Annotated in this window: 4 protein-coding genes; 2 read left to right on the top strand and 2 right to left on the bottom strand. The window is 65.8% G+C overall.

From position 1 onward, the window contains the following. Positions 1–143: 143 nt before the first annotated feature. Positions 144–2837: a hybrid sensor histidine kinase/response regulator gene (locus tag XI04_RS04955; protein ID WP_152103224.1), complete on the bottom strand. Its 2694-nt coding sequence runs from the start codon at positions 2835–2837 to the stop codon at positions 144–146. Further along, positions 2834–3865, bottom strand: a complete 1032-nt coding sequence (locus XI04_RS04960) for an ABC transporter substrate-binding protein (protein ID WP_152103223.1) — start codon at positions 3863–3865, stop codon at positions 2834–2836. The genes XI04_RS04955 and XI04_RS04960 overlap by 4 nt, the downstream gene beginning before the upstream one ends. Positions 3866–4158: 293 nt before the next feature. On the opposite strand from XI04_RS04960, the gene XI04_RS04965 reads away from it, so the two are divergent. Together XI04_RS04965 and XI04_RS04970 are read left to right on the top strand one after the other, a co-directional pair. Further along, a complete protein-coding gene (locus tag XI04_RS04965) occupies positions 4159–4908 on the top strand; it encodes a hypothetical protein (RefSeq protein ID WP_028142430.1) in 750 nt (249 codons plus the stop codon). A gap of 69 nt (positions 4909–4977) precedes the next feature. Beyond that, positions 4978–21972: a leukotoxin LktA family filamentous adhesin gene (locus XI04_RS04970; protein ID WP_271623530.1), complete on the top strand. Its 16995-nt coding sequence runs from the start codon at positions 4978–4980 to the stop codon at positions 21970–21972. Positions 21973–21979 lie beyond the last annotated feature (7 nt).

A 21979-nucleotide genomic window follows, 5' to 3' on the forward strand; every position in this document is an offset into this window, starting at 1 on the left:
GCTTGTCGGGCGACGGGACGCCGCAGCTCCTCCGCCACATCGAAGACACCATTCAACGCCGGGGGCTCGCAGACGTCAATGTGCGATTTCAGCCGTCTTGGTCTGCTCGGGGGCAAAACGCCAAGAGCTCGATCTGAACAAATCTAGCTGACCGACCGCTGCTCGGCAGGCCGGAGCAGATCGTCGAGCGCGCTCATCGAGGCTGCTCGCAGCGCAGCGAGCTCGCGCGCGGCGCTCTGGCACTCAGGCGCCGACATCGCAGGCGACGCCAGCTCGATCTCGCGGCAGCGCTCGAACAGGCGGACGAGGCCGAGCGCTCCGGCGGCGCTGCCGAGTTGATGTGCCTGTCGGGCGAGCTGTTTATGGTCGCCGGTCGCGGCAGCCTTGGTGATGTCGTCGATCAGCTTTTCGCTGGTCTCCTCCAGCAAGTGGTGGAGCTTTGTGATTTGCGCGGCGCCGAGCAGCTCCTTCTGGTCGTCGAGATAGTGCCGGTCGATCAAGGCGCCCGCGGCGAGTTGCACGGCTGCCGGCGCGACCTCCGGATCGTCCTCGATCGCCTCGCGCAACGCGTTGATCAGGATCGGCTTGCTGACGATCTGGACAATGCCTGCGTCGGCGAGCCGCTCGCGTGCGCTGGAGGACACGTCCGCGGTGACGGCGATGATGCGCGGCATTCTCGGCAGACCGAGCTTGCCGATCCGCGACGCCGCCTCGACGCCGTCCATGTCGGGCATGTGCAGGTCCATCAGGATGACGTCGAACGCGTGATCGCGGGCGAGCGCGACGGCCGAGGCGCCGTTTCTGGCGATCGTGGCATGATGGCTGAGCCGATTCAGCATTGCTTCGCCGACCTCGCAATTGATGGGGTCGTCGTCGACCAGCAGCACGCGGAGGCGCCGCGACGGTGGCGGAAGTGCACCTTGGGCGATGCCGCTGACGGCCGGATCGAGCGGCACTTCGAGTGTGAACGTGCTACCCGTGCCCGGCGTGCTCTCCACCGTCAGCTCGCCGCGCATCAAACGGCTGAGACGCCGCGCGATCGCGAGTCCGAGGCCGGTGCCGCCGAACCGCCGCGCGATGCTGTCGTCCGCCTGCACGAAATCCTCAAAAATCCGCTCATGCATGTCGGGGGCGATGCCGATGCCGGTGTCGCGAACGGTCACGCGCAGCAGGACATGACCATCATGGCGCTCGGCGGCTGCGTTGACGGCGATCGCGCCTGATGGCGTGAACTTGATGGCGTTGCCGATCAAATTGAGCAGGATGCGATTGAGCCTGACGGGATCGCCGTGCACCGAGGTCCTGACCGAGGCATCGCAGGCAAGGTCGAAGGTCAGTCCCTTGCCGAAGGCCTGGGGCCGCATCAGGTCGGCGGCCGTTTCGATCAGCTGGTCGAGGTGGAAATTACGCGGCTCCAGGGCTTCGGCGCTGGCCTCCAGGCGCGCATATTCCAGGATGGCATCGACCAGCGCGATCAGCGTCTCCCCCGATGCCGCCGCGGTCGTGAGGTGGCGCCGCTGCGCCTCGCCGAGTTTGCCGTCGTCGAGCAGCTGCAGCACGCCCATGACGCCGTTCAGCGGCGTGCGCAGCTCGTGGCTGACGACGGCAAGGAAGCGCGATTTGGTCTCATTGGCCGCCACCGCCGCGCTGCGCGCGCGCTCGGCGGCATCGTGCTCGGCAAGGGCCTGATCGCGCGCTTTCTCCAGCTCCGAGGTGCGCTCGATCACCTTGCGCTCCAGCGTCGCGTAGGAATAGCGCAGTTGCGCGGCCATCCGGTTGAACTGGTCGCCGAGCGCTTCCAGCTCGTCGCCGGTCTTGATCGCGAGCCGCAGGCCGAGATCGCCGCTCCCGATCCGCCGTGCGCCCTGCGTCAGCAGCTGGATCGGCCCCGTCATGCGCCGGCTGAGAAAGAGAGAGACCAGCACCGCACCGGCCAGCAGGACGACGAGGAGAAAGGTCGAACGGCCAATCGACGCATAGATCGGCGCATAGGCCTCGCTGAGCGGCAGCTCGACGAACACCAGCAAGCCGAGCGAGGGGACCGTCGCATAGGTCGACAGCACGCGCTGGCCGGACAGATCCTCCTTGATCAGGCCGCCGGAGGGCGGCCCCACGCCGTCGAGCGCGGCGCGGACGTCGGCATGGCCGGAGAGATCGCTGCGTTGCAGGGCTCGCCACAAATCGGGATGCGCGATCAAGATACCCGTGCGGTCCACCACGTAGGCCTTGCCGGTGTTGCCGACCCTGATCCCGGCGACGAGGTCCCAAATGAAACGCAAATTGACCTCGGCGACGATCACATTGGGATTGCGGCCAATCCCCCGCGTGGCGAGCGTCATGAAGGGTTCGGTATCGCCGAAGAAGTAGACCGGCCCGTAATAGGCCCGGCTTTCATTGGCTCCGCGAAAGGCGGGCGAGGCGGAGAGGTCGGCTTTACTGCCGATTCGGTCTGCCACACGGCGGGACACACGCATCTGTTCAAGCCCGTGCGAGTCGAGCTCGGCGATTTCCGCGATCGCCGGGGAGAGGCGCAGGAGACGGATGGCGTTCAGGCGTTCGTCTTCGTTGGTCGACAGCTCCGGCGGCAGGCGCGAGAGCCATCTGATCTGGTTTTCGATCTGGCCGATGAATTGGCCGATCTGAATCGCCGCGGACGCTGCCTGCTCGCGCTGGGTCGCCGCCAGAAGCTGCTTCTGCTCGCGATAGGAGAACCAGACGTCGAAGCCCGTGTTGATGGCGAGCGCGGCAAAGGCGAGGGCGACGATCGAGTAGAGATATTTGCGGAACAGCCGGCCGGGAGGCGTTCGCAAATGTCCCTGGTCGACCGTTTCGTTCACTCGCGGATCTCGTCGGCGCGCGCGAGCAGCGTGAATGGTATGGTCAATCCCAGCGTGCGGGCGACCGTGCGGTTGATCAGCAGCTCGTATTTCCGCGGCGATTGCACCGGCAGGTCGCCGGCCTTGGTGCCGCGCAGGATGAGATCGACATAGTCGGCCGAGCGCACTTCCAGCGTCGGCCCGTAGCTCATCAACCCGCCGGCGTCCATGAAGTAATGAAACGGATAGATCGTGGGCACGCGATACTTGGCGGCCGCCGCCACGACCGCCTTCCGGTTGACGACCAGGAAGCTGTCGACCAGCGCAATCATCGCCGCCTTCGGCGGCTCGGAGAAGCGCCTGACGGCTTCGTCGATGTCCGCCGGCGCGTCGACGGGGGCGGGGATTGCGGACACTCCGGACTCGGCCGCCTCTTGCTCGATCGAGTCGAGGAAGAAGCGCCCGCCGCGAGGGGTGGTCGCCGGGTTGAACAGGATACCGACGCGCGCAAGGTCGGGCACGGCCTCGCGGATCAGCTGCAGCCATTTGCCACCCATCTCGGCGGTGCTGTTGGTGAAGCCGGTGACGTTGCCGCCGGGATGCGCAAGGCTTTCGACGAAGCCATTGCCGACGGGATCGTTGGCGGTCGCGAAGACGATCGGGATGGTCCTGGTGGCGGCAAGGACCGCCGCGGTTTCGACCGTCGACCCCGTCAGGATCACGTCCGGCTTCAGCTCCAGCAATTCCTGAATCGCGGCCTTCAGCCGGTCCGGTGCGCCGAAGGTCGAACGGAGCTCGAGGCGGAAGTTGACGCCTTCGACCCAGCCGCGCTGCCTCAAGCCGGCGACGAGGCCACCGAGGCGGGAGGTCGTGCTGTCGATCAGGCTCCGCCGGGTCAGCTCGTCGTCGAGCGGCAATGCGGTCAGCGATCCGACGATCCGCATGCGATCCGACGTTGCGCCGAGCGCGACCCATCCCGCGGCGGTTGCGCCCGCAAGGCGAATGAACCCGCGGCGATCGACCGCGAGAGCGGAAGGCCGTTCGGTCATGAAACTCTTCGCATGATGGCTTGCCCCGGAGCGGATGCTTAGCGCGAACGGCCGGCATCCACAATTGATGAAAAAATGCGCTTATGAATGCTCATTCGCAGCGTTTGGCAGCCCGATACCGTATTCCTACGCTGCCAAAGAGTCGCTGCTTCGAGCGTTGTCTCCTTCGTGACGCCTTGTAACGCCTTCGCGTTGCAACATTTTCCGTCTCGGTTGCGACGACGGTTCGCGGAAGGCGATTTCGCAGCTGCCGATTTTTGAAGCGTTGTTTCAAGTTGTTTCGAAGGTTCTCGATGCGCAAAATCTATCTCATTCCGGCCGTCGTCGGCCTGCTCACCGTCATTGCTGCCGGACCGCTCGCGGCCCAGGGCGCCGTACCGAAGCAGAAGGCTGCGCCGGCACCCAGAGCGGCTGCGGCCGGCGCCCCCGCTGCAGCCGGCACGCCCGTCGCCGCCGGGGCGAATTCGGCCGAGACACCGGCCGCGGACGACAAGATCAAGGCGATTGACGGTTTCCGCTCCGCCAAGTTCGGCATGAACGAGGCCGATGTGCGCGCGGCGATGACAAAGGATTTCAACGCCAAGCCCGACGCCATCAAGTCACAGGACAACGCGTCCGAGCTGACGCACAGCATTCTGCTGTCCGTTCCGGAGTTGCTGCCGAACGGCGGCACCGCCGAACTCTCCTACGTGTTCGGCTACAAGTCGAAGTCGCTGATTCAGGTCGGCGCGGTCTGGTCGAAGGCGACTGACGCAGCGATCACGCCGGAGAAGCTGTTCTCCAACGCCAACATCCTGCGCGCCCATTTCATGGGTGAAGGCTTCAAGCCCGACTCCATCGCGGTCAACATGCCCGTCGCCGGCGGCATCGTGATGTTCCGCGGCAGCGACGCCAGGGATCGCTCGGTGATCCTGCTCCTCCAGGGCACGTTCGAGAACAAGGAGAACAACCAGCGTGTGCTGACCCCGACCAGCCTGCTGCTGTTCTACGTGGCCGACGCCAAGAGCCCCGACATCTTCAAGCTGCCGCCCGGCCAGTTCTGATGTCTGGATCGCACGACATTCTCCCACCCGGTTGTGGGTCGGCGCCAATGCCGATGACGAGGATCTGACATGCGCGGACCATCTGCGGCGCGAAACGATGACGAGCGGACGACGCTGCGCCGGCTGGCGCGGTTCCGCTCGATGTCGCTGCTCTGCGCGATGCAGATGGTCTTTCTGCCGGTGTTCAGCGTCCGCCTTCAGGCGCAGACGGCGAACGTCATCGTTCCCGATGGACGGACCGGGACCAGCCTTCAAACTTCCGGCAGCGTCACCAACGTCACGACGTCGACGGTCTCGGGCAACAACGCCTTCAACTCCTTCTCGCAGTTCAGCGTCGGGCAGGGCAATACGGTCAACCTGCAACTGCCGACGGGGACGCGAAATCTCGTCAACATCGTTCGCGACGCGCCGGTCTACGTCAACGGCACGCTGAACTCCTACATGAACGGCTCAATCGGCGGTAACGTCTATTTCGCCGACCCCAAGGGGTTCGTGGTCGGCCGCAGCGGCGTGGTCAATGTCGGCAGCCTCAATGTCTCGACTCCGACACGGGAGTTCACCGACAGCCTGATCGGTCCCGGCGGCGCGATCAACGGCACGGCCGTCGGCAATCTCATGGCGGGCTCGTTCCCGGTCTCGCCGGACGGCAACATCCGCATCTACGGCCGGGTCAATGCCCAGGACGGCGTGCGTCTGACCGGGCAGAACGTCTTTGTCGGCGGCGCGACCCAGCGCGACATCGCCAATCTCGACCACGCCGCCCAGTTCGCGGCATCCGTTAATTCCAAGGGCCTGCGCAGCGCCAGCTCGATCACCGTCAGCAACGGTTCGATCCATATCGGCGCCGTCAACAACGCTCGCGTCAACGGCCGCCTGACCGCGCACAGCAAGACCTCGACGCCGAGCAACATCACGGTGCAGGCCGGCAACAACATCGATATCGGCAAGAACGCCAGGCTGAATATCGCCAGCAGGAACGGCGATGCCGGCGAGATCCGTCTGAAGGCGGCGCAGAATCTGACCGTGACGGGCGGGGCCAGGTTCAACGCCAGCGCGAAGACCGGCAATGCAGGTCTGGTCGATTTCAGCGCGAACGGCGTCATCGACATCGGCCGGGGCATCAAGGTCAATCTCAGCGCGGCCAACGGCAAGGCCGGCACGCTGCTGATCGATCCGACCGACCTGGTCGTCGGCGATGCCGCCCAGGGCGATACCGGCGTGACGCTGTCGAACAGCTCCGTCGCGGCGGCGCTCGCCGGGCTCAGCGCCGGTTCCGACTACCTCATCCAGGCGGATCATTCGATCACGCTCGCCGCGCATGCGATGATCGACGCCCGTCGTCTCGATGGCTCCGGCCATTCGACCGGTAACGCCAACAACGTCATCATCGACGCGCCGAACATCGAGATCATGAATGGCGCGCAGATCCTGGCGCAGTCGGTCAATTTCGGCGGAACCACCTACGCCGACGGCAATGTGACGTTGCGGGCAACGGCGAGCGACATCACGCTGTCCGGTCAGGCCACAGCCACGACGGCGATCACGGTCGACGGCAAGATTACCGGTGGTACCGTCTCGATCACCGCGACCTCGACGGCCGTGTCGAGCTTCCTGAACGGTTCTGCGGTCGGTGATCTCGCGCTCGTCGGCTCGACGCTCGCCGCCTCGCTGCTCGGGCTCAATGGCGGCTATGTCGCGGCCAGCGCGACCGCGACGATCAACATCAACAGCCATGCCGACATCAACGGCCGCGGCGACGTCACCATTTCCGCACATGCCACCGAGACCGCGTCGGATCCGGCGGTCGCATCCACCTTGCTCGGCAGTCTCACGCCGGTCGCGGCCGGCGTGGTCGTCGGTAAGATCGATGGCAACGTGACCACCAACATCGCCTCGGGCGCGACGATCAACGCCGGCGGCAACCTCGAGATCAAGGCGCTCAACGATGCGACCATCGCCGTCTCTGCCCTCGCGGCATCGACGAGCGCGCAGATCGTCCCGACGGTGGCCTATTCCAAGGGCTCGGTGACGACGACCGCAAACGTTGCGACCGGCGCGCATATTGCTGCCGGCACGGTGAACACGAGCGGCAGCACCCTGAAGGTGCGCGCGATCAACAACAACTCGTTCTCGACCAGCGCAACGTCGGTTGCGGCGCCCGGAACGGGGGCGAGCGGTGCTGTCGGAGGCGCGTTCGCCATCAGCGACATCACGACGTCCGCGACCGCGACGCTCGGCGCATCGCTCGGAACCGATATCAACAACCGGATGAACGCCTCCGTTCTGGTCGAAGCGACGTCCGACACGACGAGCAATTCCACGATGGCCTCGTCCATCGCCGGCCTACCGGCGCTGATCGCGGCGATCGAACGAGGACTGCGCGCCGTCACCTCGCCGACGTCGATCATCAGGGACCACATGGGATCGCTGGTGCCGCTGAGCTTCGATTTCAAGGTCGCAGCCGCGCTGTCGCTGGCCAACAGCACCCAGAGCGCGACCGCTGCGATCGCGCAGAATCCGAGCGGCGGCGCGCCGAGCATCTATGCCAGCGGCAACGTTGCCGTCGCCAGCAATGTCATTGATCGCGGCGTTCGCAGCAACGCGACGTCCAGCGCGATCACGAAAGACCCGGTGTCCGGCGAGAGCACCGCGATCAGCGCGGCCGTCGCCTGGGGCAATTTCACGCATAATTCGAACGCCTATGTCGGCAATGGCACGCTGATCAACGCGGCGAATATCGCCGTCGATGCCACCACCGAATTGCCGATCACCAACACCTGGCTGAAGTGGGATGGTCTGGGCGCCGTGCTGAGCCACCTCAACGGCAATCTCGGCGTCGGCGGCAACATCCTGACCAGCTACGCCAATGCCACCGCGGACGCCGGCGACACGATCGGCATCGCCGGTTCGCTGAACCATTTCGTCGTGAACAACAACACGACGGCGTGGGTGGCCGGCAGCGCAAGCCTGACGGCGACCTGCGCGACCGCGGCCTGCGGCAGTGGCACCGGCTGGTCGGTCGGGATGGACAATGGCGACGTCCATACCTACGACGCCAGCCTCCAGATCGCGGCCACCACGACCACGGCGTCGATCGACGCCGCCGGCAATGTCGGCACGCTCGGCTTCCTGTTCGGCAACACCTCGGGCGGCTCCTCCGTCGGCGGCGCGCTCAATCTCGTCCAGTTCAACACCAATACCATCGCTGGCGTTTCGGACCGCGCGACGCTGCGTGCGGCGGACGACATCGCCGTCAACGCGATCACTTCAGACCGGTTCGTCGCTGTCGCACCGTCGTCCGGCAAGGCTGCCGGCACGCTGGCGCTGAATGGCATCACCTCGCTCGGTTTCCTGAACAACACGACGCATGCGTCGATCTCGAGCCAGGCCACCGTCTATGCACCGACCGTCGGCATCCTGGCGCAGCAGGATCTGTCGGTCGTGACGCTGTCCGGCGCGATGAGCTATAACGGGAGCGGCGGTTCGGCGGTCGGCTTGTCGGTCGCCTATCTCGGCGCAAATGCCGACACCTCCGCCTATATCGGCGACAACCATTCCGACATACGGCCCGGCGTGTTCAGCGCCAACGATCCGTTCGCCGGCACCAGCGGCGGAAGCGGGGCGGTCAATGTCGACAATCTGACACTCAGCGCGACCACTTCGGGGCGCATCACCGCTGCCGCCGTCGCGGCAGCCGTCTCCGACCCGGCGTCGTCGAGTTTCTCCGACAAGGCAGGCGCTGCCGGCGCCGCCTCGACCGGAGGCGCCGCCGGCGTGACGACGGCGGCGGGCAAGATCGGTTCGACCTCGGGATCTAGCACCAGCGGCTTCAGCCTCGATCTCGCCGGCAGCTCGTCAGTGAGCGACGTCTCGCTGGTTACCAGCGCCTATATCAGGAACACGACGGTCAACAAGTACACCACGACCGGTGCGGTGGTGACCAACACGATCGTTCAGGCCCTCAACGACACCATGCTCAACAATGGTTCCGGCTCTGCGGCGCTCAATCTGGCCGGAGGGTCCGCCACGGGGGCCGCGATCGGCGGTGCGATCGCGGCGGCGATGTCGAACAATTCGACGCTCGCCTATATCTACGGCACCACCATGAACAACCAGAGTTCGGTGACGGTGCAGGCGCTCAATGGCGGCTCGGAGACCGTCGTCGCCCTCGGCGTGGCGGCATCTAAATCCAATGCGGCGTCGCTGTCGGCCTCGGTCGGCATCATCACCGACAGCGCCAACGCCTACATCGAGAGTTCGACGATCACGGGCCAATCCTCCGGCGTCAACCGCGCGCTCGAGGTCGACGCCTACCAGACCACGAACATCGCGATCGGTGGCGGCTCGCTCTATATCTCGGGTGGCCAGGCTGGCGTCGGCATCGGGCTGACCTATGCTTCGATCGCCGATCCCACCGGCGGCAACGCGACCGATGCGCATATCCGCAGCACCTCGATCTCGAACTACGACACCCTGCTGGTGCTGGCCGACAGCGCCAGCGTGATCGCGGCCGGCGCGGCCTCGGGCGGGGCGGGGTCCAACGGGCTTGCCGGCGCGATCGTCGTCAGCGAGATCTCGCCCACCACGACGGCCTACATCAACAGCGGCGCGACGGTGAGCATCAACGTCGGGCGCGTGACGGTGCTGGCGGACAGCGGCGCCGTGTCGGCGCTGGACACAGCGCTCGGCAACCTCGTCAAGAAGTCGAACAACAATCATCTCGCCACGGACACCTGCACGGTCGCCGGCGGCACGGGCGGGCAGAACTGCATCGACTTCGGCGCGGCGGCGCTTAACGACGGCACGGGGAATGGTCCGGGCGCCAGCATCATCTCCGTTGCGGGCCTCATCCAGGCCGGCAAGAACAATGTCGGCGCCTCGATCATCTACGACACCATCGCAACCACGCATTCGGCCTATATCGCCAACGTCCTGATGACGGCGAGCAGCAATGTCAGCGTGAGCGCGGTCGATTCCTCGAAGATCCAATCGGTCACGATCGGCCTCGGTCTGGCGACCGGACAGTTTGCAGGCGTCGGCGGCACGACGATCAGCTCGATCGCCAATACCGTCTCGGCGACCATCGGCAACAATCTGTCCAGCACGACGCAATCGTCCGTCACGGCCCGCAACATCTCCGTCAGTGCGACCGACAATTCCAGTATCACCGGAACCGCCGCGATCGCGAGCGCCGCGTCGCAAGGCAGCGCCGCAGGTCTGGCGCTGGTCTACAGCAGCATCGCCAACAACGTCAGCGCCGGCGTCACCGGCTCCAAGCTGACGGCCTCGGGCAGCGTTGCCGTCGGTGCGAACTCGAATGCCAGCATCTCGACGGTCGCCGTCGGTGTCGCGATGTCCTCGCAGGTCGGTCTGGCCGGTTCGGTCGCCACCAATCTGATGGGGACCAATGTCACGGCCAGCATCACCGCGGCCGGCACCAACGGCATCAACGGCGCTGACGTCACCGCCACCAACAATGTCGGCGTGATCGCCGGCAACAACGACAAGGCGGCGGTGTTCGCCGGTGCCTTGTCGATCAGCAAGGGGGCGGCCGGCGGCGCGGGTTCGCTGGTGACCAACCAGATCACCGGAACCACCGCAGCCTATATCAGTGGTGCCAACACCAAAGTCGATGCGCTCGGAACCAGTTCGTCCGATACGCTGTCGGTCAACAACGGCACGCTCGTCCACGCGTTCGATCTCGGCACCGCCCATGCGCCAACCGACACCACGCCCGACCTCTCCGAGAACCAGGACACCGTGCGCGGCCTTGCCGTGGTCGCGAGCTCGCACCAGGCCGTCGTGACCAGCGTCGCCTCGCTTGCCGCGAGTTCCAGCATCGCGATCATGATCAACCCCATCACCAATGTGATGAGCGGGGCGACGCGAGCCTATATCGACAGCGCGGCCATCGACACGCGCCTGACCTCCTCGACGCTCAAGCCGCAGATCGAGGTCGCCGCGTCGAGCTTCTCCTATTCCGGCGCGTTCGGCGCCGGCATCGCTTACGGCAGCAGTGGCGGCGGTGGCGCGACGATCATCTCGACGACGATGTCGCGCGAGACCTTGGCCTATATCACGAATGCCACAGTCGGCGGCGTGCAGTCGTCGAGCGAGACGGTCGGCGCCGTCACTGTGAAGGCCAATGCGGAGCAGGATGCGTCGTCGATCGCGATCGGTTTCAACACCGGCTCGGTCGGGCTCAACGTCTTCCAGGCAACCACGGAAGCCTATGTTGACGGCGGCGCGCTGACGGCTTCGTCACTGACGGTGAACGCCAACAACAACACCGGTATCTTCTCCGCGAACGGCTCCGGCGCCTATGGCAGCCAGGCCGCGATTGGCGCGGCGTTCCTGGTCCAGGTCTCCTCGAACCGGACGCTGGCCTATGTCGGTGACGAGTTCCGCTATCAGGGCAATGGTGCCGCACACACCACCGCGCTCAATCTGAGCGGCGCGCTCGACGTCGAGGCCAAGACCAAGAACCGTTTCGAGGCCTATGCGATCGGCGGCGCGCTCTCGACCGGGACGGCGGCTATCGCCGGCATGGCCAACATTGAGGTCGCCAACAACACCACCATCGCCGGCGTCTACGACACCACGCTGCATGGGGTGACGGGCGGTACGGCCGGCGCGGTGACGATCAACGCCAACGAAGACGTGGCGATCAAGGAGATCGCAGGCGCACTTGCGGTCGGCGCCAGCGGGGGAGGCGTCGGCGTCGGCGCCGCAGCCAACGTCATCGTGTTCAAGAGCCGGACCGTTGCCGAGAGCTGGAACAGCAATCTGAACTCGTCAGGCGCGATCAACGTCAATGCGCTCAGCACCAAGGAGGTGCTGTCCTACGCGGTCACCGCCGGCATCGGCGGCAGCGTCGGCACCGGCGCGACCGTCGGCGTCATCATCATCGGCACCAACACCGCCGATGCCGACACCCAGGGCCAGCAGACTGGTCAGCTCAATCAGGGCGGCAGCGGCACCATCGCGTCGGTCAACAGTGGCACCAGCAACACCCACGGGAGCAACGCCGTCGCCAGCGGCACGGCCGGCAATCCGAACAGCGCCAATGTCAGCTCGACCTACGACGTCAGCAACGTGCTGAGCGGCGGCAACGACGTCGTCGTCGCGCAGATCGCGGGCGGCAACGTCACGGGCACGCAGGTCAACGTTGCCGCCACCAGCGCCAACGCGGCCAAGATGTATCTGCTCGGCGCCGGCTTTGCCAAGAATGTCGGCATCGGTGCGGGCATCGGCTACACCAGCGTCAACAGCACCGTGCTCGCCAATCTGAGTGACTACGGACGCAACGGCTCCGGCGTGCTGGTGGCCGCCGATACGCCTTTGGCGGTCTCGGCGCCGATTGTCACCGTTGCGGCGGTCGTCAAGGACGCGACTACCGGGCCTTATGCCGGCAAGACCGTCGACACCGAGGCCATCGCCGGCGGTGCGGCGCTTTACTTTGGCGCCCAGGCGGCTGTCGCGGTCGGCAATGTCAGCAACTCCGTGGTGGCCATGCTCGGCGGCCAGATCACCGGCACGGGCGGCACCGGCAATGGCGCCGCCGTCATGGCGCAGGATTCGACGACCCAGGTCGTCTTCACCGGCGGCGTCACCGGCGGTGCCGTGGCGGCCGGTCCTTCGGTCGCAACGGCAAGCCGAGCGAGTTCGGTCGCCGCGAGGGTTCTGAACGGCTCCACCGTCAACGTCGCGGCTCTGGCAGTTGGCGCAAGCGGTGCCGGCACGCTGACGACGACGGCCACCGCGCTCGGCGGCGGTATCGTCGCGGGCGTCGGTGCGGATGCGGAGGCGCACGAGAACTCGTCCGTGCTGGCGGAGATCGGCAGCAGTGCCTCGATCACGACATCCGCGACCGGCGTCGGCACACTGGTGTCGGCCTCGATCACGCCCAATCTATCGAGCGAGGCGATCGGCGTTTCGGTCGGCGGCGCCGCGGTCGGCGTCGCCATCGCCCAGTCCACGGTCGGCGCCACGGTCACTGCCGATGTTGGCGACAACACGAGCTTCTCGGGTGGTGCGCTTGCGGTGACCGCCATGGCGCTGGTTCCGACCAGCGGCACGTCGACATGGGCCAAGGCGCTCGCCGGCGGCGGCGGCTCGCTGATCGGGGCACAGGGCAGCTACGCCAAGGCGTCGGAAAACGCGACCGTGAGCGCCTATGGCGGGACGGGGATTACGTTGCCCAACGCTGACGTGACCATCGCGGCCGAAAACGACAGCGCCCAATACGCCGAGGCGACGGGCCTTTCGACCGGATTCCTGGCGCTCGGCGCCACCGTCGCGCAGACCTCGTCCAGCGCGCATACCTACGCCTATCTGGGTGCGCCTGCCGACATGGATAATCTGAATCACGGCAATTACACCGGTATCCTGCGGATCACGGCCACCGGCACGGATACCAACGTCTCCAACGCGACGGTCGGCGCGGGCGGCACCTATGCCGGCGCGGCCGCGGTCGCCACGACCAGCTCGACCGCCGTGACCAACGCGCGCTTCGACGGCGGCACGGCTGATGACACGCTCTATTTCGGCGGTCTCCGCATCAATGCCAAGCACACCACGAATTACGCGGCGAGCGGCGATGCCTATCAGGCGTCCACGGCCGGCGTGTCCGCCGGCGAGGCGCGGAACGACGTCGACTCCACCACCACGGCCGAGATCGGGACGCATCTGATCATCAATTCGGCGGCCGGCGACATGGTCGTGATCGCCAACGACATCGTCAACCAGGGTGGCGGCGGCGCGCGTTCGGGTTCCGGCGGCTCGTTCTCAGGGGCGGCCGCGCTCAGCGAGTCCTTTGTGACGCAGAACGTCACCACCAATATCGGCGCCGGCACGGTGCTGAGCCTCAACGACGATCCCAGGACCTCGACGGCCGTGATCAACATCGAGGCCTACAACACGCTGAACACCAACGACACCGCGAGCCTCGCCACCGCCAGCTTCTTCGCCGGCGGCGGCGCCGAATCCAACATGACGGCGAACGCCACGCTCGCGGTCAACATCAACGCCCGCGAGCTGTTCAGCGCCGGCAAGATCTATATTGGCACGGCCGCGAAGATGGCGGCGGCGACCAACGCCAATGCCAGCCTCTATGGCGCGATCGCTGGCGTCGGCGCCAGCACCAACAGCTGGGTTCACGCCAACCAGTCCGTCAATGTCGGCGCCGGCGCGAAGATCATGGCCTGGCGTGACATCACCATGTATGCCGGCCTGTCCGGCGATGGCCTCGTTTTCAGCAGCGTGCAGGCGACGGCGACGACGGTCGTCTACAACAACACCGCCATTCCGATCTCCACGCTGTACCGCGGCACGGCCAATGCCGACGACAGCACGAGCCTGACGCTGGCCCCGACCTCGAGCATCCTCGGCGCGCGGAATATCTATCTGGGCGCAACGCAAGGGCAGGTCACGGCCGCCGGCAACGGCAGCAATTACAATCCGTATCTGGACATCTTCAGCGCCAAGAACAGCGACAATCACAGCCACACCAGCGGAACCGGCGATGTCGCGCTCAACGGCCTGGTGGTGGCGGGCATCAACAACGACGTGACCATCACGATCGAGCTCGGCGCGAGCACGCCGACCCTGAGCACGACCAGCCCTTACTCCGCGCTGACCCTCGAGGCCGTTTCCGACGTCAATCACTTCAATCCGGTGATGAGCTGGAACCACCAGACGGTCCAGTACACCGTCGTCGGCAACTTCAATCCCTACCAGCTGGTGGTCAATCAGCTGGCGTCGCTGACCGGCCTGACCGAGGCGCAAGTCCGCTCCCAGCTCGCGGCGGCCACGCCTACGGCGCCCGCGACGATGGCGCCGTCCGGCACCGATCCGACCGGCGACATCCAGCGCCAGATCGACACGCTGATCAAGCAGGCGCCGTTCACCTCCGACGCACCCGGCAATGCCTTCGCGTTCGGCGACATCATGGTGTCCGCCGGCAACGTCTCGATCCTGGCGCAGAAGCTGACCGGAAACAGCGGCACGAACCCGGCCGCGCCCGCGGTCATCGCGCGCAGCTCGCCCTTGATCAAGATCGAGAACAAGGGCCTGGACTTCATGAGCCTCGGCAACCTCACGGTCACCGACGTGAGCGGAGGCAACATCACCTACCGCCAGATCGACCATGTCGACCCGGATTCGCACTCCAATGTGACCTTCACCGCGATGCCGAGCGCAACACCGGTCATCGACATCTCGGCCACCTATAACCGCCTGGATCCTGACTCCGGTCAAGGCATTGACCAGAACGGCAACGTGCTGACCCGCACGCCCGACATCTATTTCAATGGCGCCGTCAACAACGCGAACGGCCTGCTCAAGATCATCAACAATCTCGGCAGCGTCGTCGCATCGCAGTCGCTCAGTGCCGCGACCGTCCAGATCGTGGTGCCAAAAGGCACCTTCACCTTCCTCGGCGGTATCGGGAGCTTCTACGACAGCGGCAGCGCGGTCACCTCGCAATGGGCCACCACTGAAAACAGGCCGGAAGACACGCTGACCGCGGTGATGACGGCGGCGACCTATCTCGGCGCCTACGGCGACTACTATACCGCTCCGCATATCGCTTCGGGAACCGATCACCCCTATTTCTATTACTGCTGCACCGACGGCAGCCACGGCGTGTATCAACCCGTCGGCAACGCCGACGCCAGCACGATCTTCACCGCGCGCATGCTGATGACGTATTACGACGGCACCTCGCTCTATTCATCGATCTTCCTGCCGGTGGGCAGGGGTACGCCTGGGAACACCAGCACTCCCGATGCCGGCAGCGTGCCTGACATCGCGACCCTCAAGATCATCGAGGGGCAGTCGCAGGACTCGACCAATGTCGTGCTCGCGCAGTGGAAGAAAACGACTTATGACGGCCGCAACGTTTACACCGATAGCGGTCCGTACAAGACGCCGTTCAACTGTGCGTCAGCCTGCGACAGCTCGGGCTTCTTCCAGGTGATCAACATCCAGCCGGATGCGATCACGCCGAAGACCGCCAATTCGCCGGCCACCGCGACAGCCTCCCGGACCATCAGCGGCCAGGCGGTCATCATCTCGGCGTCGGTGATCAACATCAACGGCACCATCCAGGCCGGCTCGAGCAGCAATTACTCGGTCGACATCGGCGCCGCGGCGTACGATGCCATCTATGGCAGCAACGGCCTCAAGAACCGCAACGGCGGCGCGGACTTTGCCGCGGCCCAGGCCAATGCGCGCAACGGCGTCTATTACGATATCTCGGGCTCCGTGACGGCGTCGGCCAGCGGCGACGCCAAGATCGGGGTCAGGTACAACGCTCTCACCGACCAGCTCATCCTGAATGGCGTGGCGCAGGGCGCCGGCGGCTACGTCTACCTCAACGGCAAGATCATCTCGACCTCGACCGACAGCACCCAGACCCAGGGTAACATCGAGATCAAAGGCGGTGCCGGCACGGTCACCGTCAACAACACCAGCGGGCTCCAGCTCGTCACCAACACCATCAATACCAGCGTCACTGCCCAGAGCGTGGTCGAGATCGTCGACCAGCTCAAGGGGAAGACGACGTGGTGGGTCTACGATCCCAAGGCTGCAAGCAGCCAGCAGGTGTCGCGGTACGAGACCAACAGTGTCACTGCGGCCGCGATTGATCCGTCGATGCTTGCAGCGAGGACCGGTACGGCGGGTATCCAGTACGCGACGAAGGAGAACATGCTCTATCAATGGGTCGACACCGCGACGCTGGATCGTCTACCCACCAGCACGCAGTTCGACTACGGCTGGAGCTTCACGCCCAATCAGACCACCGGCGAGAGCTGGACCCGCTCGACCAGCCTGGTTTCAGGCACGCAGAGCACCAACTACCAGAAGGTCACGACCGCCACCGGCAGCTATCACTGGGCGGGCGGCACGAATCCGGACGGGAGCCCCGTTGGACTCAACACCCACTCCAACGCGTGCTGCGGCGCAGATGCCCAGTACAACTGGTACCAGGCGATCTATGATCATTTGACGCTCTCGCTGACCAACACGGTCAAGGCGTCGAACCCGATCAACATCAAGTTCACCGGTGGCAGTAGCAGCGACGTCGTGGTCAATTCGACCTCAGGCATCGTCATCAACGGGTCGATCAACAACCAGCAGGGAACGACGACGCTGGCCGCCACCGGCGCCAACTCGTCCATCACGGTCGGCGCCAATGCCAACAACCCGGTGATCTCGGGTACGAGCGTGACGCTTCGGGGTGACGGCGGCATCGGCACGCTCGGCGCCAACAGGACGCCCGTCCAGGTGCAGATCTATGGTGGCAGCCTGACCGCCAGCTCGATCGACCGCGACATCGCGATTTCGGCCATCGGCGCGCTGTCGATCAACCAGGTGAAGGTGAATTCGGCAGGCGCCACGCCGCAGGGCAACGTGTTCCTGTCGGCGACCGGCGACATCAACTCGGCCTCCGCCTACAACCCCGCCAATCCCGTCGTGATCGGCAAGAACATCGAGATCAACTCCGCCTCCGGTGCCATCGGCGCGACGAGCGCGGTGGTCAACGGCGCGTCCACCCTGACCAACATCAATCCGCTGGTGATCCAGGCGACGGGGACGGTTCAGGCGGGCGTCAGCGTGGATGGCGGCGTGCTCGACAGCGCCTCGGCCACCGGCACCTACATCATTCAGTCCAAGGGCGACCTCCGCCTAGGCACGATCCAGTCGACCGGTGGCCCGCTGTTCCTGGAGGCCGCCGGCTCCGACGGCAACCAGGCCAACATCCTGAACGGCCGGGCGGCGGTCGGCCTGACCCAGGCACAGAGCCAGCATCTTCAGGACGTCCAGGCCAGCCTCGACCTTGTCAGTGGCAACGCCGCCACCAACGCCGTCAACAGCTATCAGTCGATGGTGACGTCGGCCTACAACGACTATTTCCAGCTCAAGAACATCGCCTTTACGAACGGCAGCACCTACAACCCGACCTCGGTGGGGCAGACGGTGCTGCGGGCGCAGGTGGCGGCCAAGCTCGGCATCGACCCTGCCGACGTCACCGCGACGCAGATGAAGACCGAGGCCACGACGCGATTCCTGAGGGATCAGTTCCTGCTCGGCAAGATCACCACCGACGAGCTCAAGACCTCGCTGACGACATTGCTCGGTGCCGCTCCCGCGGATCCGCTGGGGACCGTGTTCGGCAGCTCGCTGTCGGCGACCCTGTTCACCAAGCTGTTCGATGGCGTGGCGACCACCAGCCAGCGGATGCCGAGCAACACGGCGTTGCAAACGGCGCTTGGCGCTTACAATGCAAACTACAGCTACACGCTCGCATCGACCGAGCGGGTCTACAGCATCATCACCGCGGGCTCGCAGTGGACCCAGAGCCAGCTGGCCTACACGGTGTCGTCGTCGGCCGTCGGTGCGGCACCGCCGCCGATCGACGAGAACGTCATCGCCAATGTCAGCGCCAACCAGATCATGCTCTACGCGCCGCGCGGCTCGGTCGGCAATTCGGCGGCGCCCCAGACCTTCACCTTCACCAGCGTCGATTCCTCGTCGCTGACGCCGGAGCAGAGGGGCTTGCTGGCCACCGCCGGCCCCGGCCAGCTCACCGTCGGCGCGGTCACGGATCCGACGACCCATGTCACGACCTATACGGTCAGCCTGTCGCAGCAGAACCTCGTCGTCGTCGACAACCCGATCGCGATCTCGGCCAAGGCACTGACCAACGTCTATCTCGGCAGCAAGAACAGCCTCGCGCTCGGCGGCGTCACCGCCAATTATGGCCCGATCACGGCCGCGCAGACCAACGGCATCGAGGTGACCGGCCGCGGCGACGTCAAGCTCGACGCCGTCACAAATATCTCCGCCAATGTGGGCGGGGCGGTGATCTCGGGCGATATCGCCAACCTGACCCTGATCGCCGAGCATGGCAATGTCGGCGCGCCGGGCGCTGCCGGAAGCAATCCCGCGACCAACGCCAACGCGCTTCAGATCGCGTTTGCCGATCCGGGCAATGACCAGCTCGACCAGGTCTCGTCGGCACAGGGAATCTATGTGAAGCAGACCACCGGCGATCTCATCCTCGGCAACATCGCCGCCGGCAATGCGATCCAGCTCGCCGCGACCGGCAGCATCTACGCCGAGGCCGGCTTCACGGACCGCTCCGCGATCCACATCCTTGGCACCGACCTCGACCTGCGCGCCGGCGGCAGCATCGGCTTCAACGGCGGGGCCTTCCAGCCGCTGCAGGTGAACATCTCCGGCGCGGTGACCGGCTCGGCGGTCGGCGACGTCAGCATCCTCGCGGTCACCGGCGATCTCGCGGTCGGCACCAGCGGCCCCTATGGGGCGCTGACGGCTGGCGGCGCGTTGACGCTGAACGTGGCGCGCGGCGCGCTCACCATCAATACTGGCATCACCAGCGACGGCCTGATGCAGCTGCTCGCCAATCGCGGCATGACCTTCGCGGCCGGCACAAGTGCGGCGCCGGTGGTTGCGACCAGCAGCACGGGCGGCGTGACGCTGGTTGCCGCGACGCTATCGATGGGCGCCTATTCGGCCATCAACGCGCCCGGGTTGATCTCGGTGACCACCACGGTTGATGCGACGATCGGCCAGCTGAATTCCTCGCTGTCCTACGCTGCCGCCTCGAACGCCCCGTCGATCATCGTCACCGCCGGCGGCGTCGCCTCGCTCGGTGCGATCATCGACAATGGCGACGGCCAGACCAAGTTCATCGCCTCCGGCGCGGGCGCCGAGCTCTCGCTGAGCGCATCGAACGGCATCGGCGGTGCGACCGGGCGGTTTACCTTAAGTGCCGCGCGGCTGTCTGCGAGCGCGAGCGCCGGCGATATCTACGTCAAGGTTCTCGCTGACACCGAGGTGAGCCTGCTGTCCGCGGTGAAGGGCAGTGTGGACATCATCGGCACCGGCGGACTGAGGCTCGACCAGGTGCTGGCGGGCACGGCGACCGGCGCGAGCGGATCTTTCCGCGCCGTCGCGAACAATGGCAGCATCCTCATCGGCACCGCCGAGAGCAGCGGTTCGCAGACGGTCCACGCGACCCAGAATGTGACGTTCAAGTCGCTCGCGGCCACCGGCAATAGCGGCGACGTCGGCAACATCAACGTCACCGCCGACACCGGCTTCATCCTGGCCCAGACGGTGACGTCGGGCGGTGTGACCACGTTCGGCTCGGTCTCGGCCCATGGCTCGGCGAGCCTCGTTGCGGCCACGACCATCACCGGCAACACGCTCGCCGCCACGACCGGCTCGGGGCTGCTGACTGCGACCGGCCCGATCAACTGGAACGTCCTCAACGTCGGCACGACACTGGGTGCGACGGCGAGCCAGGGTGGCATCACCTTCCAGACCGCGCAGAGCGGCGGCACGCAGACCATCCACGCCCATGACAACGTCACCTTCAACGCGCTGACGGCGACCGGCATCAACGGCGATGCCGGCAGCATCAACGTCACCGCCGACACCGGCTTCATCCTGGCGCAGATGGTGACCTCGGGCGGTGCGACCACGATGGGCTCGGTCTCGGCCCACGGCTCGGCGAGCCTCGTTGCGGCCACGACCATCAGCGGCAACACGCTCGCGGCTTCGACGGGCTCGGGCCTGCTGACTGCCGCCGGCCCGATCAACTGGAACGTCCTCAATGTCGGGACGACGCTGGGCGCGACCGCGGGGCAGGGCAGTATTACCTTCCAGACCGCGCAGAGCGGCGGCACGCAGACCATCCACGCCCATGACAACGTCACCTTCAACGCGTTGACGGCGACGGGCATCAACGGCGATGCCGGCAGCATCAACGTCAACGCGGACACCGGTTTCATCCTCGCGCAGACCGTGACTTCAGGCGGCGTGCCGACGCTGGGCTCGGTCTCGGCCCACGGCTCGGCGAGACTGATCGCGGCGGGTGCGAACACCGGGCATAACCTCACGGCCACCGCCGGCAATGCAGTCCTCAGCGGCACGGTCGTTCATTGGGATAATCTCAACGTTGGCGGCGCACTCGACGTCACCGCGACGACCGGAGGGATCACCGTCGGCACCGCCATCAGCGGCGGCACGCAGACCCTGCATGCCGTGAACGACGTCGTCTTCAGCCAGCTCACCACGACGGGGATCCCGGGCGATGCCGGCGATCTCAACGTCAAGTCCGACACGGGCTCGCTCCGCGGCGGATCGATCTCCGCCCCCGGCGACACGCATCTCGATGTGGTCGGACCGGTCTCGCTCGACCGGATCAGCGGCGACATCGTCAAGATGACGTCGTCGGGTGATTTGACGATCAACTGGGTCAGCGTCGTGCGGGAGCTCGACCTCGCGGCTGATACGATCAACGTCAAGGGCGAGCAGATCCGTTCGAACCCGGCGGTCCCGCTGATCCTGAACGTCACCGGCTACAACGGCGGCGTTGCGAAGTCCGCCAACATCTCGATCGACCCCGACCACATCATCGTCAACCAGTTCAGGGTGGTGGACGCAAACTTCTGGACCGATGCGCCGGCCGTCTCGATCCTGAACGGCTACGTGCCGGGCCAGCTCATGCTCACCACAGCGACCCAGCAGATACTCCTGAACAACCGTACGCCGGCGCCGTCCAGCTGGCCGTCGCTGCAGCTCTACCAGCCGGGCGGCGTGTTCACGATGAGCCAGACCGGCAACGCCAATGTCAGCGACGCCTATGTGGTGTTCTATACCGGCGACGTTTCGGCGACCGTCACCAATTACGGGTCGACCCACAGCTGCTGCAATGTCTTCACCGGTGCCAGCATGGCGCGCAACATCTCGGTCGACGGCGAGGGCAAAGAGAGCATCGAGACCTGGCTCGCGAAGAAGGATGGGGGGACGTTCTACCTGCTTGGTCTCTCCGGCCAGGCGCGGCTCGACGCGCTGCTAACGCCACGGCCGGTCGAGGCCGTCGGCTCCGGCCCCGCCGTTAACGTCGAAGGGCTCAGCGACATGCGCAAGCTGCGCCAGAAGGGGCAGCGTGCGGGACGTCCGGGCTGGAAGGATGCGGCGGTTGAAACGGAAAAGCCGGCCGTTGGCTGTCTCGCACAGGCATGGTAATTGGATT

Source organism: Bradyrhizobium sp. CCBAU 11430 (assembly GCF_028128855.1).
Lineage (GTDB): Bacteria > Pseudomonadota > Alphaproteobacteria > Rhizobiales > Xanthobacteraceae > Bradyrhizobium > Bradyrhizobium ottawaense.